The organism is Pseudomonas sp. NPDC087804 (assembly GCF_044742965.1).
In the GTDB taxonomy this organism is placed as follows: domain Bacteria; phylum Pseudomonadota; class Gammaproteobacteria; order Pseudomonadales; family Pseudomonadaceae; genus Aquipseudomonas; species Aquipseudomonas rustica.
Map to the genome: position 1 here is coordinate 111,528 of NZ_JBIUVN010000013.1, position 14,079 is coordinate 125,606.

The 14,079-nt window shown below is 58.7% G+C and carries 17 protein-coding genes; 5 read left to right on the top strand and 12 right to left on the bottom strand.

Translation table 11 applies throughout. From position 1 onward, the window contains the following. The first annotated feature begins 9 nt into the window (after positions 1-9). On the top strand, positions 10-657 hold the full coding sequence (gene pdxH, locus ACIOMO_RS17530; RefSeq protein WP_053117812.1) for a pyridoxamine 5'-phosphate oxidase: 648 nt from the start codon (positions 10-12) through the stop codon (positions 655-657). Between the two features lie 5 nt (positions 658-662). Here the strand turns inward: pdxH and ACIOMO_RS17535 are convergent, their stop codons facing one another. Beyond that, complete coding sequence (locus tag ACIOMO_RS17535; protein ID WP_401242399.1) at positions 663-899, bottom strand: hypothetical protein; 237 nt, start codon at positions 897-899, stop codon at positions 663-665. A 177-nt stretch (positions 900-1,076) separates the two neighbouring features. On the opposite strand from ACIOMO_RS17535, the gene ACIOMO_RS17540 reads away from it, so the two are divergent. Next, positions 1,077-1,541: a glycine zipper 2TM domain-containing protein gene (locus ACIOMO_RS17540; protein ID WP_401242402.1), complete on the top strand. Its 465-nt coding sequence runs from the start codon at positions 1,077-1,079 to the stop codon at positions 1,539-1,541. Positions 1,542-1,612: 71 nt separating this feature from the next. Here ACIOMO_RS17540 and ACIOMO_RS17545 read toward each other — a convergent pair whose 3' ends face one another. The 3 genes from ACIOMO_RS17545 to nhaA all read right to left on the bottom strand — a co-directional run bounded on the left by ACIOMO_RS17545 (position 1,613) and on the right by nhaA (position 4,498). Further along, entirely contained in the window at positions 1,613-1,864 is a 252-nt protein-coding gene (locus tag ACIOMO_RS17545; RefSeq protein WP_401242404.1) for a pyocin S6 family toxin immunity protein, read from the bottom strand. A 19-nt stretch (positions 1,865-1,883) separates the two neighbouring features. After that, a complete protein-coding gene (locus ACIOMO_RS17550) occupies positions 1,884-3,071 on the bottom strand; it encodes an S-type pyocin domain-containing protein (protein ID WP_401242407.1) in 1,188 nt (395 codons plus the stop codon). A gap of 236 nt (positions 3,072-3,307) precedes the next feature. Continuing rightward, positions 3,308-4,498 (bottom strand): Na+/H+ antiporter NhaA, encoded by a 1,191-nt coding sequence (gene nhaA, locus ACIOMO_RS17555; protein WP_053117820.1) that lies wholly within the window; start codon positions 4,496-4,498, stop codon positions 3,308-3,310. Between the two features lie 251 nt (positions 4,499-4,749). Here nhaA and ACIOMO_RS17560 point away from each other — a divergent pair, with 251 nt between their 5' ends. Then, positions 4,750-5,844 (top strand): PLP-dependent cysteine synthase family protein, encoded by a 1,095-nt coding sequence (locus tag ACIOMO_RS17560; RefSeq protein ID WP_401242410.1) that lies wholly within the window; start codon positions 4,750-4,752, stop codon positions 5,842-5,844. 110 nt (positions 5,845-5,954) lie between these two features. Here ACIOMO_RS17560 and ACIOMO_RS17565 read toward each other — a convergent pair whose 3' ends face one another. From ACIOMO_RS17565 to ACIOMO_RS17575, 3 genes are all read right to left on the bottom strand, one after another. Continuing rightward, positions 5,955-7,568 (bottom strand): NAD(P)/FAD-dependent oxidoreductase, encoded by a 1,614-nt coding sequence (locus tag ACIOMO_RS17565; protein WP_212545285.1) that lies wholly within the window; start codon positions 7,566-7,568, stop codon positions 5,955-5,957. A gap of 97 nt (positions 7,569-7,665) precedes the next feature. Further along, positions 7,666-8,319, bottom strand: coding sequence for a COG3650 family protein (locus tag ACIOMO_RS17570; protein WP_401242412.1), 654 nt, complete (start codon positions 8,317-8,319; stop codon positions 7,666-7,668). A gap of 172 nt (positions 8,320-8,491) precedes the next feature. Beyond that, a complete protein-coding gene (locus ACIOMO_RS17575) occupies positions 8,492-9,091 on the bottom strand; it encodes a short chain dehydrogenase (RefSeq protein WP_053117827.1) in 600 nt (199 codons plus the stop codon). Between the two features lie 104 nt (positions 9,092-9,195). On the opposite strand from ACIOMO_RS17575, the gene ACIOMO_RS17580 reads away from it, so the two are divergent. Next, positions 9,196-10,110, top strand: coding sequence for a LysR family transcriptional regulator (locus ACIOMO_RS17580; protein ID WP_282354731.1), 915 nt, complete (start codon positions 9,196-9,198; stop codon positions 10,108-10,110). A 101-nt stretch (positions 10,111-10,211) separates the two neighbouring features. On the opposite strand, the gene ACIOMO_RS17585 is transcribed toward ACIOMO_RS17580, so the two are convergent. Genes ACIOMO_RS17585 through ACIOMO_RS17600 form a run of 4 tightly spaced genes read right to left on the bottom strand, consistent with a single transcriptional unit; the run spans position 10,212 to position 12,655 of the window. Next, complete coding sequence (locus ACIOMO_RS17585; RefSeq protein ID WP_400753879.1) at positions 10,212-10,688, bottom strand: DoxX family protein; 477 nt, start codon at positions 10,686-10,688, stop codon at positions 10,212-10,214. Then, positions 10,685-11,443 carry a DUF2063 domain-containing protein gene (locus tag ACIOMO_RS17590; protein WP_401242416.1) on the bottom strand — a complete coding sequence of 253 codons (759 nt, stop codon included), beginning with the start codon at positions 11,441-11,443 and terminating at the stop codon, positions 10,685-10,687. Before ACIOMO_RS17590 ends, ACIOMO_RS17585 begins: the two co-directional genes overlap by 4 nt. Beyond that, positions 11,440-12,327, bottom strand: coding sequence for a DUF692 domain-containing protein (locus ACIOMO_RS17595; protein WP_401242419.1), 888 nt, complete (start codon positions 12,325-12,327; stop codon positions 11,440-11,442). Before ACIOMO_RS17595 ends, ACIOMO_RS17590 begins: the two co-directional genes overlap by 4 nt. 25 nt (positions 12,328-12,352) lie before the next feature. Next, on the bottom strand, positions 12,353-12,655 hold the full coding sequence (locus ACIOMO_RS17600; RefSeq protein ID WP_053117837.1) for a DUF2282 domain-containing protein: 303 nt from the start codon (positions 12,653-12,655) through the stop codon (positions 12,353-12,355). Positions 12,656-13,002: 347 nt separating this feature from the next. Between ACIOMO_RS17600 and ACIOMO_RS17605 the strand changes: the two genes are divergently transcribed. Further along, a complete protein-coding gene (locus ACIOMO_RS17605) occupies positions 13,003-13,239 on the top strand; it encodes an acyl carrier protein (protein WP_053117967.1) in 237 nt (78 codons plus the stop codon). Between the two features lie 224 nt (positions 13,240-13,463). Here the strand turns inward: ACIOMO_RS17605 and ACIOMO_RS17610 are convergent. Continuing rightward, positions 13,464-14,079, bottom strand: a 616-nt coding sequence (locus ACIOMO_RS17610; protein ID WP_401242422.1) for an ABC transporter ATP-binding protein, incomplete at its 5' end; no start/stop codon positions are given.

The window sequence follows — 14,079 nt, forward strand, 5'->3', positions numbered from 1 at the left end:
GAATGCGCCATGACCCAGGCTCTGGCAGATATGCGTCGTGATTACACCCGGGATGGTTTGTCCGAGGCGCAAGCCCCGGCCGAGCCGTTTGCGCTGTTCCACCAGTGGTTCGCCGACGCGGTGAAAACCGAGCAGGCACCGGTGGAAGCCAACGCCATGACCCTGGCCACGGTTGATGCGGACGGTCGTCCGCATTGCCGCATTCTGCTGCTCAAGGGCCTGGACGCGCAGGGCTTCACCTTCTTCACCAATTACGAAAGTGCCAAGGGCCAGCATCTGGCGGCGAATCCGTATGCGGCCATGACGTTCTTCTGGCCAACCCTAGAGCGCCAGGTGCGCATCGAGGGGCGCGTCGTGAAGGTCACGCCTGAAGAGTCCGACGCGTATTATCAGGTGCGTCCGCTGGGCAGTCGTCTCGGTGCTTGGGCGTCGCCGCAAAGCCGGGTGATCAACGGCCGTGGTGAACTGGAAGACTTGCTCAAAGCGACTGAACAACGTTTCTCCGACAGCCAGCCAGATTGCCCGCAACACTGGGGCGGTTACCGCTTGCTGCCTGAGCGCATCGAATTCTGGCAGGGCCGTCCGAGCCGTCTGCACGATCGCCTCAACTACCGTCTGCAGACCGGCCAATGGTCTGTTGAACGTCTGGCACCTTAAGCAGTCTACCGAGCGAGATAGCTTGCCGCAGCGGCATTGAGCCACTGCGGCAGATCGCGGCGCTTGATCTTCTGCGCCCGAGCGCTCGCCAGTTGCTCGAGCATGTAGGCGCGTTTACCTTCATCCTTGCCGGCCAGCGACAGCGCCAGGTCGCGATCCATCCAGCGTTTGATCCGTACGTACAGCCACCAGTGGAAGTACAGCCCGGCGATAGTTGTGACGACTATGATGAAGTAATCCATGAAATTCCTTGGGGGCGGTGGCGCAGAATCCGTAATTTGGCGCTACTGTAGGGCTCTAGAAGGAAACGTGCAGGCGTCTGTACCTCGCCTGAATGAAAGCAAATTTGTCCGGGCTGCGCCGTGACAGGCGTCAAGCAGCGGAGTTTAATGAATATATGTTCTTTTGGAGTTGATGCTATGCGTAAGTCTGTTCTGCTGGTTGCTTCCTTTTCCACGATGGCGATGTTGCTTACCGGCTGCCAATCGAGCCTGACCGGTGACTCCTACTCCCGTGACGAAGCGCGTCGCGTGCAGACGATTCGCATGGGCACCATCGAATCCCTGCGCCCGGTCAAAATCGAAGGCACCAAAACCCCGATCGGCGGCCTCGCCGGTGCAGCAGTCGGCGGCGTCGGCGGCAGCGCCATCGGCGGCGGCAAGGGCAGCATCGTTGCCGCAGTCATCGGTGCGGTGGCGGGCGGTTTGATTGGTTCGGCCACGGAAGAAGGTTTGACCCGTACTCAGGGCGTGGAAATCACCGTGCGTGAGGATGACGGCAGCATGCGTGCTTATGTGCAGCAGGTTCAGGAGAACGAAGTGTTCCGTGTTGGCGAGCGGGTACGGATTTCGACTGTTGACGGGACGAGCCGCGTTTCGCACTAAGCGATAGCGAGTCGTTGAAGAAAACCCCGATCAGGTGACTGGTCGGGGTTTTTCTTTCTTACATCTTCAAGTCAAGACCCGGCTCGGGTGCCAATGAAATATTCCAGGCCTTCGGGGAACTCAGTTTCCAACAGCTTCGCGGCTTGCCTGATTTGAGCATCATTCATTTCCAGTTCGCCTGGTTCCAGATCTTCAAGGGATTTGGATTCTGTGATCTGTGCTAATGCTTGGTTAAGCTCGTAGTCTTTTATTAGCAGCTCGAACTGCAGTGAATCGTCTTGTGCTTCGTCAGGCAAGAATCCAGTAATGGATAAGTAGCGCATAACTTCTCTCGTTGTTGAGTCATTTTGGAGTCGTACGGCCCGGTTTTGCTTTTTTGGTCTGCCTTCCGGTTACGTGATCGAACTCTCCCAGGTGTATTCCTAATTTGTCAAAAATCTCGACAGCACCGCTTTTTGAGTCCCACTCATATATCCGGTTCTTTCGATCAAGCCAGCGGGCTCTTTTCTTTCCTCCTCCTTGCACTGAAGCTTTTGACTTCACCCTTTTCGTGTCAGGGAATGCGGGAAGCGTGTCTGGATCGTCGTAATACTTATGGTCTGGGAGTTTGCTTAAAACAATGTAAACCGGCTGAACCAATGAGCCCGCGGGAAAAACCAAAATGAAATCCCGGTACTCCGGCGGATAAACCGGATTAACCAGAATCCCGTCCGCCGCTTTCGTCGGTGGATACACCCAGATATGCGGCGCTTGCGGTGCAGCCTCCAGCGCCGGAATACCGAGAATGTCGGAGCCATCCACAGCAGGCGTCCAGATCAGTTCGACGCCTTCACCCAGATCCGCAATAAACTGGCTACCGCGCGCGGTGAACTGCACGACATCAACCATTTCCCAATCGCGATTCTTGCCGGTGTAGAAACCGTAACCTTTCAGACTGCCGTCGGCTTGTTGTTCGATTCTCAACCGAACGCGAGTTCGCGCCTGCTCAAGTCCGCGCAACTGCTCGTCGGTATACAGCGCGCTGTCGTCAAGACTCGATGGCATGAACAGCGCGACCAAACCCACCAAAGGCGCAACGGCCGCACTGGATACCACTGCGGGCAGGGCTTCAAACACCGAACCCGCCAACGCCAGACTGCCAAACCCGGCCGGAATGGCGGTTGCACCGATTTTCTTGAGCGGGACGCCGCCGCTATCATCAGCCTCACGCGCGCCCAGCAAAATCAGCTCACCGTAGTCCTTCAAACTGTCAGTCGGTACCATCCCCGAAGGATTGGTGTAGTCGATGATCGCATCCGGCAATTTGCAGGACTTGGCGAATACGCAGCCGGCCCGAACGACATCGTCCTTTTTCGCCGTCACTTCGCGACCGCGCTCAAAAGCCTCTTGCCGGGCCAGCATGGCGTCGTAAGCATTTTGTCTGGCGTCGCGGTCAGCCAATTCTCTGGCCGTCATGTAGCGGTAGGTAACGTGATGCCCGTCGCCTTGCGGTGGGTTGGGAACCCGGGGAATGTCTTTGTTACCAGCCACTGATCGTCCTTTCGTTCATCCATCGACAGCCCCTCGCAAGGGCCTGCGCAACGTTAACGAAGCGGGAAAATTGTGGCTGTAGGACGCGTCTCTAAAGACGTAGGGATTAGTCGCTGTGCATCAGTATGGCGGGACTTGTGGCGAGGGGATTTATCCCCGATGGGCTGCGTAGCGGCCCCAAAAGAATGGGACTGCTGCGCAGTCCATCGGGGATAAATCCCCTCGCCACAGTTGTTCTACGCAGGATTCGGTAATGTGTTTCGGCGACTCGCCGCCGCCGTCACCGCATAACCAATCAGCGCCGCCAGAATCGAGCCGGTCAGAATGCCCATTCGATCCATCCCGGCGTAGTCGCTCACGCCGGGTTCAAAGGCCAGCGAACCAACAAACAGGCTCATGGTGAAGCCGATCCCGCAGAGGATCGCCACGCCCATGACCTGGCCCCAGTTGGCGCCTTGCGGCAGGGCGGCGATGCCGACTTTGACGGCCAGCCAGGTGAGGCCGAAGACGCCGACGGTTTTACCGAGCAGCAGGCCGACCGCAATGCCCATCGGTACGTCGTGGGTGAAGCTTTCGACGGTGACGCCGCTCAGCGACAGGCCGGCGTTGGCGAAAGCGAACAGCGGCAGGATGCCGTAGGCGACCCACGGATGTAGCGCATGTTCGAGGGTCAGCAGTGGCGACGGCTCGGCGTTTTTCGTGCGCAGCGGGATGCAGAAGGCCAGGGTCACGCCGGCCAGCGTCGCGTGGACACCGCTTTTGAGCACGCAGACCCAGAGGATCAGCCCGATGATCATGTACGGCCCGAGCTTGACCACCCCGAGTCGATTCATCGCCACCAGCGACGCAATGCACGCGGCCGCGAGGCCCAGCGACAGGGTCGACAGTTCGCCGGAGTAGAAGATCGCGATGATGACGATGGCGCCGAGGTCATCGATGATCGCCAAGGTCATCAGGAAAAGCTTTAACGATACCGGTACACGCTTGCCGAGCAGGGCCAGTACGCCGAGGGCGAAGGCGATGTCGGTGGCGGTCGGGATCGCCCAGCCGCTGAGGGCCGCAGGGTTGTCGCGGTTGAGGAACCAGTAGATCAGCGCCGGCACCAGCATGCCGCCGATGGCTGCGGCGCCGGGCAGGACGATTTGCGACGGCTTCGACAGCTGACCGTCGAGGACTTCACGTTTTACTTCCAGGCCGATGAGCAGGAAGAACATCGCCATCAGACCGTCATTGATCCACAGCAGCAGGGGTTTAGCGATTTTCAACGCACCGATCTGCGCCACCACGGGGGTGTCGAGCAGGCCGGTGTACAGCCACGACAGTGGCGAGTTGTTGATAATCAGAGCCAGGATGGCCGCGGCGATCAATAACAGACCGCTGGCAGCTTCCAGCTGAAAGAAACGCGTGAAAGTGCTACGCAGAGGCAAGGTCGCTCTCCATCGAATCGTCAAAAAGGTGGAACACCCTAACCCGTACTGTTAGTTGTTAAAACAAAAGTTATATTCTTTTTTGTTATATGTCGTTACAGGCTTTCTGGCTCAAGCCACGGTGAGCCTAGCAGTTGCCTGACATATTGAGACTCAGCTGTATCTGTGCGGAATATAGGATTAATCCTAATCTGACGTACGAACCTTTTCAGGAGGCCAATCTCCTGCCCGATTCAACGAGAACACAGACCATGAGCGACAACCGACAGTGGGCCCGCGAAGCCATCCGCATCATCGAAGCGGACTTCCAGCGCAGCGCCGACACCCATCTGATCCCCTTGCCGCTGCCGGGTTTTCCGGGCATCGAGCTGTACTTCAAGGATGAATCCAGTCATCCGACCGGCAGCCTCAAACATCGCCTGGCCCGTTCGTTGTTCCTTTATGCGCTGTGTAACGGCTGGCTGAAACCCGGCGCGCCGGTGATCGAGGCGTCGAGCGGTTCGACGGCGATTTCCGAAGCGTATTTCGCGCGGATGCTCGGTTTGCCGTTTATTGCGGTGATGCCGGCGACCACCTCGAAAGAAAAAATCGCCCAGATCGAGTTCTATGGCGGCAAAAGCCATCTGGTAAAAGATCCGACGCAGATTTACGCCGAATCCGAGCGTCTGGCCCGTGAACACGATGGTCACTTCATCGACCAGTTCACCTACGCTGAGCGCGCAACCGACTGGCGCGCGAACAACAACATCGCTGAATCGATCTTCCAGCAGATGCGTTTCGAGAGGCACCCGGAACCGAGCTGGCTGATTTCCAGCCCCGGCACCGGCGGCACCACCGCGACCCTCGGCCGTTACGTGCGCTATCGCCAGCATTGCACCCGCGTGTTGTGCGCCGATGCCGAGCGTTCAGTGTTCTTCGATTACTACCAGACTGGCGACGCGACTTTGCGTCTGGATTGCGGCTCGCGGATTGAAGGCATTGGCCGGCCACGGGTGGAAGCGTCGTTCCTGCCCAAGGTGATCGATGCGATGGTCAAAGTGCCGGACGCCTTGTCGCTGGCGGCCATGCATTATCTGGCGCAGCGTCTGGGCCGGCATGTTGGTGGGTCGAGCGGCACCAATCTGATCGGCGCGTTGATGGCGGCGCAGCAGATGAAAGCGGCGGGGGAGTCGGGGTCGATCGTGGCGATTCTGTGCGATGGCGGCGAGCGGTATGCCGACACGTATTACGATCAGGATTGGCTGAAGATGCAGGGTCACGAGTTGGCCGATTTGATCGACGCCGTGGCGGCGAGTGCCGAGCGCGGTGAGCCGCTGCCGACTTCAGTCCTTCGCGCCAATATCTGACACAGCCCCTGTAGGAGCAAGGCTTGCCCGCGAAGGCGACAGATCAGTCAACTCAATGTTGAATCTTAATCCGTCTTCGCGGGCAAGCCTTGCTCCTACAAGGTTTTGTGTCAGTCAGTCAGGCCGAGGATGTCGCGTGCCACGGCTTCTGCGATGCGAATCCCGTCCACACCCGCCGACAGAATTCCGCCCGCATACCCCGCGCCTTCACCCGCCGGGAACAAGCCTTTCACGTTCATGCTCTGCAGCGTTTCGTTACGCGTAATGCGCAGCGGCGACGAGGTACGCGTCTCGATCCCGGTCAACACCGCATCGTGCAGCGAGTAACCGCGAATCTGCTTCTCGAACGCCGGCAAGGCTTCACGAATCGCTTCAATCGCAAATTCCGGCAATGCCAGGGACAGATCGCCCAGCGCCACGCCCGGTTTGTACGACGGCTCGACTTCGCCCAGTTCGGTCGAAGGAATGTCGTTGATGAAGTCGCCAACCAGTTGCGCCGGCGCCTTGTAATCGCTGCCGCCAAGGATGAACGCGTGGGATTCCAGGCGTTCCTGCAACTCGATCCCCGCCAGCGGGCCGCCCGGATAATCGACTTCCGGGGTGATGCCGACGACGATGCCGGAGTTGGCATTGCGTTCATTACGCGAGTACTGGCTCATGCCGTTGGTGACTACGCGGTTTGGCTCGGAGGTCGCCGCGACCACGGTGCCGCCCGGGCACATGCAGAAGCTGTAGACCGAACGGCCGTTCTTGGCGTGGTGCACCAGTTTGTAGTCGGCGGCACCGAGTTTCGGGTGGCCGGCGTATTTGCCCAGACGCGCACGGTCGATCAGCGATTGCGGGTGTTCGATACGGAAACCCACCGAGAACGGTTTGGCTTCCATGAACACGCCACGGCTGTGGAGCATGCGGAACGTGTCGCGGGCGCTGTGGCCGAGGGCCAGAACCACGTGTTTCGAATGCAGGGTTTCGCCGCTGGCCAGTTCGACGCCGACCAGTTGGCCGTCTTCGATCAGCACGTCGGTGACGCGTTCCTGGAAGCGCACTTCGCCGCCCAGTTCGCGGATCTGCTCGCGCATGTTTTCAACCATGCCGGTCAGACGGAACGTACCGATGTGCGGCTTGCTGACGTAGAGAATTTCTTCCGGCGCGCCGGCCTTGACGAACTCGTGCAGGACTTTGCGGCCAAGGAACTTCGGATCCTTGATCTGGCTGTACAGCTTGCCGTCGGAGAACGTGCCCGCGCCGCCTTCGCCGAACTGCACGTTGGACTCGGGGTTGAGTACGCTTTTCCGCCACAGGCCCCAGGTGTCTTTGGTGCGCTGGCGGACTTCGGTGCCGCGTTCGAGGACGATCGGCTTGAAGCCCATTTGCGCCAGCAGCAGGCCGGCGAAGATGCCGCACGGGCCGAAACCGACAACGATCGGGCGCTGGTTCAGGTCGCTCGGCGCTTCGCCGACGAATTTGTAGCTGACATCCGGCGCCACGTTGACGTTACGGTCGTCGGCGAACTTGCCCAACACGTTGGCCTCGTCGCGCACTTCGAGGTCGATGGTGTAGATGAAGCACAGTTCGGAGGACTTTTTGCGCGCGTCGTAGCTGCGCTTGAACAAGGTGAAATCGAGCAAATCATCGCTGGCGATGCCCAGACGCTGCACGATGGCAGGGCGCAGGTCTTCTTCGGGATGGTCGATTGGCAGCTTGAGTTCAGTAATTCGTAACATGGCGAGGATCCGGGTTCGCGGGGCGCACAACTGCGCCAGGGCGTTTGAAGGCCGCGATTATAAGCCGCAAAGGCCGGATCCGGTGAGGCTAAAACGCTCAGTCGTTGCGCGATCCGCCGAAATACCCGCAACCGCGCTGCACCTTGCCGTCGATGCGCAACTCGGCGCTCATGTGCTGCACGCTGCCGGTGTTGCTGTCGATGCAGCGCTGCGGCGCGACCCACAATTCAATGCGTTGGTTATTGGCTTCGCTGCTGAGGTTGAAGCGGCCATCGCCCAATTGATCTTCAATGTATGGCACGGCGAGTGGCGGCTGGCCTTCACGGTCGATGACCATACCTTTGCCGCTAACCTTGACGTTCCACTCCGGGCCATGGCCGGCGGCACGCAGGATCAGCAGTTTGAAATTCGGATCATCACACGCGATGCCGGAACGTTCGACGCGATACAACTGGGTCAGATCGAGACGATCACCGGAGACTTTGCCGCGAACATCGGCGAACAGCTTGCCTTGCTCGTCGGCGAGGGTGGCGGCTTCTTGCAGCACGCTGGTGCCGCCGATGTCGTTGACCACCAGTTGGCGCTGATCCTGACACGGCTGGAACACCAGTTTGCCGTCAGCAGCGGTCAGTTGCCCCTGCATCCGCGTTTGCCCGACGTGCGAGGCACTTTCACGCGGGCCATCGAACAACTGGCACGCCGCAAACAACGGCAGCAGGGCAACAAGGACTAACGAACGGGCAACACGCATCTTCGGCTCTCCAGACAAGTGTCGCCACGTTACGCAGCCTGTCAGTCAAATGCAAAAGATCGCAGCCTGCGGCAACTCCTACACCGAGTTACGCCGCCCGCCGGCAAAATGCAAAACATCGCAACCCCGACATTCCCAGGTAGGAGCTGCCGCAGGCTGCGATCTCTTGATCTCACCCCACGTGAAACGTCTGCCCGGTCTGTAGCCCTTCAACACTTTTCGCGTAGGCCAACGCCACATCCGCCGCAGGAACCGGCTTATAGCCACGGAAGTACGGCGCATATTTGCCCATTGCTTCCAGCAACACCGTCGGGCTGATCGAGTTAACGCGCAGGCCACGCGGCAACTCAGTGGCCGCTGCCCGCACAAAGCTGTCCAGCGCACCGTTGACCAGCGCTGCCGACGCACCGCTGCGAATCGGATCGTGGCTGAGCACGCCAGTAGTGAAGGTGAACGAGGCGCCATCGTTGGCGAATTCGCGGCCGATCAGCAGCAAATTCACTTGGCCCATCAACTTGTCCTTGAGGCCGAGGGCGAAGCTGTCTTCGCTCATCTCGCCCAGCGGGGCGAAGGTGACGTTGCCAGCGGCGCAGACCAGTGCGTCGAATTTGCCGGTCTGCTCGAACAGCTTGCGGATCGACGTGCTGTCACTGATATCCACATGGAAATCACCGCTGGTGCGGCCGATACGAATCACTTCGTGGCGTTGCGACAGTTCTTTGTCCACGGCCGAACCGATGGTGCCGCCAGCGCCTATCAACAGAATCTTCATCGAGCTGTACCTCAAGTGTGTGAACGAGGTTTGAGTCTAGAGTGGTTTTTTCTGTGGATAAGCGCACTAATAGGCAACCTTTGGTTTTCAAATGGAAACAATCCATGAGCGAAATGGATGATCTGGCGGCGTTCGCCGTGTTGATCGAAGCCGGCAGTTTCACCTTGGCGGCGCAGCAATTGGGCTGCAGCAAGGGGCAGTTGTCCAAACGCATCAGTCAGCTCGAAGCGCAGTTTTCCGTGGTGTTGCTACAACGCACCACTCGACGCCTGAGCCTGACGGCGGCGGGCGCTGCGTTATTGCCGCAAGCGCAGGCGCTTGTAGTCCAGGTCGAAAAAGCCCGTCAGGCATTGGCGCGATTGAAGGACGACATGGCCGGCCCGGTGCGTATGACGGTTCCGGTGTCGCTGGGGGAAACGTTTTTCGATGGATTGTTGCTGGAGTTTTCGCATCAGTATCCCGAGGTGCAGATCGAGCTGGAGCTGAACAACAGCTACCGCGATCTGTCCCGCGATGGCTTTGATCTGGCGATCCGTTCAGAAGTGGCCAATGACGAACGACTGGTGGCCAAGCCGTTGCTGGCCTGGCAGGAAATGACCTGTGCGAGTCCCGCGTATCTGGATCGATTCGGCGAACCGGCGACACCACAGGCGCTGGCCGAGCACCGTTGTTTGCTCAACAGCCACTACAGCGGCCGCGAAGAATGGCTGTATCACCAGCAGCACGAATTGTTGCGAGTACGCGTGTCCGGGCCGTTTGCCAGCAATCACTACAACTTGCTGAAAAAAGCCGCGCTCAGCGGCGCCGGTATTGCGCGATTGCCTTCCTATCTGTTGCAAGCGGAATTGGCTGACGGCCGATTGCGTTGGCTCCTGCGCGATTATCAGACGCGGCGCATGCCGATGTACCTGGTGCATCCGTATCAGGGCGGTTTGCCCAAGCGCACGCAAGTGCTGGCGGACTATCTGATTGGCTGGTTCAAACGCAGCGGCGAGGCGCTGGATCGCCTCCAGCGTTAACGGTGATCCCCTGTAGGAGCTGCCGAAGGCTGCGATCTTTTGATCTTTCTTTTCAAGAGCAAAAGATCGCAGCCTTCGGCAGCTCCTACAAGGATCTTTGTTTAACGGGAAAAACGGCGGGCGATCAGGTGGTCGATCGACATCTTGCCCGGCCCGGTCGCCATCAGATACAGCAACACCGCCGCCCACGTACCGTGAGTCGGGTAAGCATCCGGGTATACAAACAGCTGAATGGTCAACGTCATCCCCAGCAACGCCATGGCCGAAAAGCGCGTAGCAAACCCAACCAGAATCAGCACCGGAAAGAAGTGCTCGGCAAACGCGGCCATGTGCGCGGCGATCTCCGGCGACAGCAGCGGCACGTGATATTCGCTGGTGAACAACGGAATGGTCGAATCAGCGAGACGCGGCCAGCCAAGCTGAAAGGTGCCGTCGATCAGGTCGATCGCCAGCCCCTCGATCTTGGTCTGCCCGGACTTCCAGAACACCGCTGCAATCGCGAAGCGCGCAATAAAAGCGATCAGGCTCTGGGGGATTCTCTCGAGCAGCGCAATGGCGCGAGTGATCAGGTTGTTCATGGCGTTACCTTATTGTTCAAGTGGGTGATGACGTTGCGCGCGATCAGCAAGGCCAGGGTCTGGCTGAGATCGAATTCAGGGCTGTTTTCGGCGGCTGCCAGCAATGGCTGGCCGTTGATCAGATGGCGGATAAACACGCTGGCGCCGTGATCGATGGCGAACACCTCAACCTCCAGTCCGTTGCGCAGGATCAGCGCGTGCTGGCCCTGATGGATTTCGATGCCTTCAAGTGACGGTTCTTGCTGATGTGCAGCCCAGATCGCAACCACGGCATAAGCCGAATGGAGGAGGTGCAGGGAGGGATGAAGCGTGAAGCACAGATCGCTCAAGCCTTGCGGGGCGGCGAGTGCTGCGGTGATTTGTTCTGGCCGTACGGGGTCGGCGTCGGCGGCGTGATAGGCCTGCGTGCGTAAATGCTCAAGGCGCGCAACATCGGCCAGATAGGGCACGCTCGATGCCGGTTCGAAGGCGTCGATAAAGTCCGCAAACGCTTCGCCATAGCGGCTCATCAACGGACTCTGCGGCGGCTGCTGTTGTACGAAAATGGCCGCCATGGCGCGGAAAAATTCCTCGCCGACCAATTGCGCAACCACCGGATAACCGTCCGCCAGTGCGTTGATCAACGAGCTCTGCACATTGTTGCGGTACACCGCAAAACGACTGGCGGGATCGGCGCCGTTGTTGCTGCACAAACCGGCAGGGCAGGGCAGACGTACATTGAGCAGCGCGGCGCTGAATTCGCTTTGCATGCTCATGGGCGACTCCCGGCGCACAGCAGCATTTCGTCTGCCTGCTGCGCTTCGGCCAGCAAGGTGTTGAACGGGGGCACCTGATTGTCCCGTTCGATCAAGGTTGCTATCGGCCCGATACGATCCAGCGTCTGCCAATACAAAGCCCAAACCGCCTGATCGATCGGCGCGCCATGATCGTCAATCAGCAATCGGTCGCCGAGGTTGTCGGAATCTTCGGCGAACCCGGCCAGATGAATCTCACCAACCGCGTGCAGGGGCAGCGCATCGAGATACGCCAATGGATCACGGTGATGATTTACGCACGACACATAGACATTGTTGACGTCGAGCAACAGCCCACAGCCGCTGCGACGGATCACTTCATGGATGAAGTCAGGCTCGTCGTACGTTGAATGCTGAAACGCCAGATACGTTGCCGGGTTTTCCAGCAGCATTGGCCGTTTAAGAGTGTTCTGCACCTGATCGATGTGCGCGCAGACGCGGTTCAGCGTCGGCTCGTCGTAGGCCAGGGGCAGCAGGTCATTGAGGAACACTGGGCCGTGGCTCGACCAGGCCAGATGTTCGGAAAAGGAGTGTGGTTGATAGCGCTCGATCAGCTCGGCCAGACGTTGCAGGTGCTGAGTATCCAACGGCCCTTCGCTGCCGATGGACAAACCGACGCCATGCAGCGACAGCGGATACTGTTCGCGAATCAAACCGAGAAAGTGATGAAACGGGCCGCCGGCCACCATGTAGTTTTCGGCGTGGACTTCGAAGAAACCGATGTCCGGCTGGGTGTCGAGCACTTCACGAAAGTGCCCGGTCTTGAGCCCCAGCCCGGCACGGGGCGGGAGCCCGGTGAGGGCTGCCTGAGTGCGGGGGAGGGCATGGTCGTCAGGTGTGAACATGATCGTCACTCAGGCAGGCCGTGAATCAGGACTTCGCTTTGAAAGCTTCCATCTGGCCGAAGCCGGTCGGCGAGGTTTTGCTTTCAGTCTTGGCGCAGGTGCCTTTAGGGACAAGCTTCCAGGCGTTGGCCTGGTAGTCGGTTTTCGCGGTGCCAGCGCAGGTGGTGCCGGCGCCTGCAGCGCAATCGTTCTTGCCTTTCATGGCCACGCCGAAGCATTTTTCCATGTCATCGGCCGCGTGGGCGGTAGAAACGGCAGCGATGCTCAGCGCAGAGCCGAGGGCCAGAACCAAAGCGGTAGCGGACAGGGTGCGGGTGGTAGCAGTCATGGTGTTTCTCCAGTTTCGGTCAGGGTTTTTACAAGCGTTTTTGCGCTTGCTTAACCCTCTAGAGAAAGGTCATGGCGATGCGTTACAGCTTAAGTGCAAATCTTTTTCACAGACACCTGTAGGAGCTGCCGAAGGCTGCGATCTTTTGACTTTGCCTTTCAAGATCAAAAGATCGCAGCCTTCGGCAGCTCCTACAGAGAGATCTGATTTTTTGGAGTAAGCAGGATGCGCTGATAGTGAATGGGTATAAAAAACTGGTATTTATGACAGTAGAGCGAAGAGCGTTCGAGCTCTATATTCCTCATTCAAGAGCACTGATTACCACTCAAAACGAGATGAGGTTTGACATGGATGACATAGAAACGCGTGTGAGGTCGGTGATAGCACAGAATATCCCTGAAGGTAATTCTTCAACGCTCAAGGGGGCAGATCACGTGATTGGTAATTTAGGAGCGGACTCAATAAATGCGGTCGAATTGGTTATGGCGATAGAGCAAGAATTCGACATTGAAATATCTGATGAGGATGCCGAGAGATTTCAATCCGTGCAGCAGATCGTCGATTTTGTTCGCGCCAACGTGTGAAGCAATTTCAAGTCTGGCGAACACCAAACGACTGAGGGCTTCTCTAAGCTGTTGATCTTGTGGGAGCGGGCTTGCTCGCGAACGCGGTGTATCAGTCGACATCATTGCTAACTGACACCCCGCCTTCGCGAGCAAGCCCGCACAGGGGATTTTTGCTGGGTTGAAGATTTGTGCTTGGCATAAAAAAACGGCCCGAAGGCCGTTTTTTTGTTGGGCGAAATGCATCAACCGCCGAGGTACGCCTCGCGTACTTTCGGGTCGGTCAGCAGCGCTTCACCGGTGCCTTGCATGACCACACGGCCGTTCTCCAGAACGTACGCGCGGTCAGCGATTTTCAGCGCCTGGTTGGCGTTTTGCTCGACCAGGAATACCGTCACACCGTCCTTGCGCAGCATTTCGATGATGTCGAAAATCTGCTGGATGATGATCGGTGCCAGGCCCAGCGACGGCTCGTCGAGTAGCAGCAGTTTCGGCTTGCTCATCAGCGCACGACCGATGGCGAGCATTTGCTGTTCGCCGCCGGACATGGTGCCGCCGCGCTGGTTAAAGCGCTCTTTCAGGCGTGGGAAAAGTCCGAGAACCTTGTCCATCTGTTCCTGATAGTCGCCCTTGTCGGTGAAGAAGCCGCCCATGGACAGGTTTTCTTCAACGGTCAGACGGGCGAATACCCGACGACCTTCCGGCACCACCGCGATGCTCTTGCGCATGATCTGCGACGAGTCCTGGCCGACCAGTTCCTCACCCATGTAACGGATGCTGCCGCTGTGCGCTTGCGGCGAACCGCACAGCGTCATCAGCAGCGTGGACTTGCCGGCACCGGTGGCGCCGATCAGGGTCACG

Excerpts from the sequence above, each read along its gene's own strand:
- ACIOMO_RS17570 (WP_401242412.1), bottom strand. The coding sequence starts at position 8,319 with ATGCGTGTTGCCCGTTCGTTAGTCCTTGTTGCCCTGCTGCCGTTGTTT.
- ACIOMO_RS17580 (WP_282354731.1), top strand. The coding sequence starts at position 9,196 with ATGAGCGAAATGGATGATCTGGCGGCGTTCGCCGTGTTGATCGAAGCC.
- ACIOMO_RS17600 (WP_053117837.1), bottom strand. The coding sequence starts at position 12,655 with ATGACTGCTACCACCCGCACCCTGTCCGCTACCGCTTTGGTTCTGGCC.
- ACIOMO_RS17595 (WP_401242419.1), bottom strand. The coding sequence starts at position 12,327 with ATGTTCACACCTGACGACCATGCCCTCCCCCGCACTCAGGCAGCCCTC.
- ACIOMO_RS17585 (WP_400753879.1), bottom strand. The coding sequence starts at position 10,688 with ATGAACAACCTGATCACTCGCGCCATTGCGCTGCTCGAGAGAATCCCC.
- ACIOMO_RS17545 (WP_401242404.1), bottom strand. The coding sequence starts at position 1,864 with ATGCGCTACTTATCCATTACTGGATTCTTGCCTGACGAAGCACAAGAC.
- pdxH (WP_053117812.1), top strand. The coding sequence starts at position 10 with ATGACCCAGGCTCTGGCAGATATGCGTCGTGATTACACCCGGGATGGT.
- ACIOMO_RS17605 (WP_053117967.1), top strand. The coding sequence starts at position 13,003 with ATGGATGACATAGAAACGCGTGTGAGGTCGGTGATAGCACAGAATATC.
- ACIOMO_RS17590 (WP_401242416.1), bottom strand. The coding sequence starts at position 11,443 with ATGAGCATGCAAAGCGAATTCAGCGCCGCGCTGCTCAATGTACGTCTG.
- ACIOMO_RS17535 (WP_401242399.1), bottom strand. The coding sequence starts at position 899 with ATGGATTACTTCATCATAGTCGTCACAACTATCGCCGGGCTGTACTTC.
- ACIOMO_RS17565 (WP_212545285.1), bottom strand. The coding sequence starts at position 7,568 with ATGTTACGAATTACTGAACTCAAGCTGCCAATCGACCATCCCGAAGAA.
- ACIOMO_RS17575 (WP_053117827.1), bottom strand. The coding sequence starts at position 9,091 with ATGAAGATTCTGTTGATAGGCGCTGGCGGCACCATCGGTTCGGCCGTG.
- ACIOMO_RS17560 (WP_401242410.1), top strand. The coding sequence starts at position 4,750 with ATGAGCGACAACCGACAGTGGGCCCGCGAAGCCATCCGCATCATCGAA.
- ACIOMO_RS17540 (WP_401242402.1), top strand. The coding sequence starts at position 1,077 with ATGCGTAAGTCTGTTCTGCTGGTTGCTTCCTTTTCCACGATGGCGATG.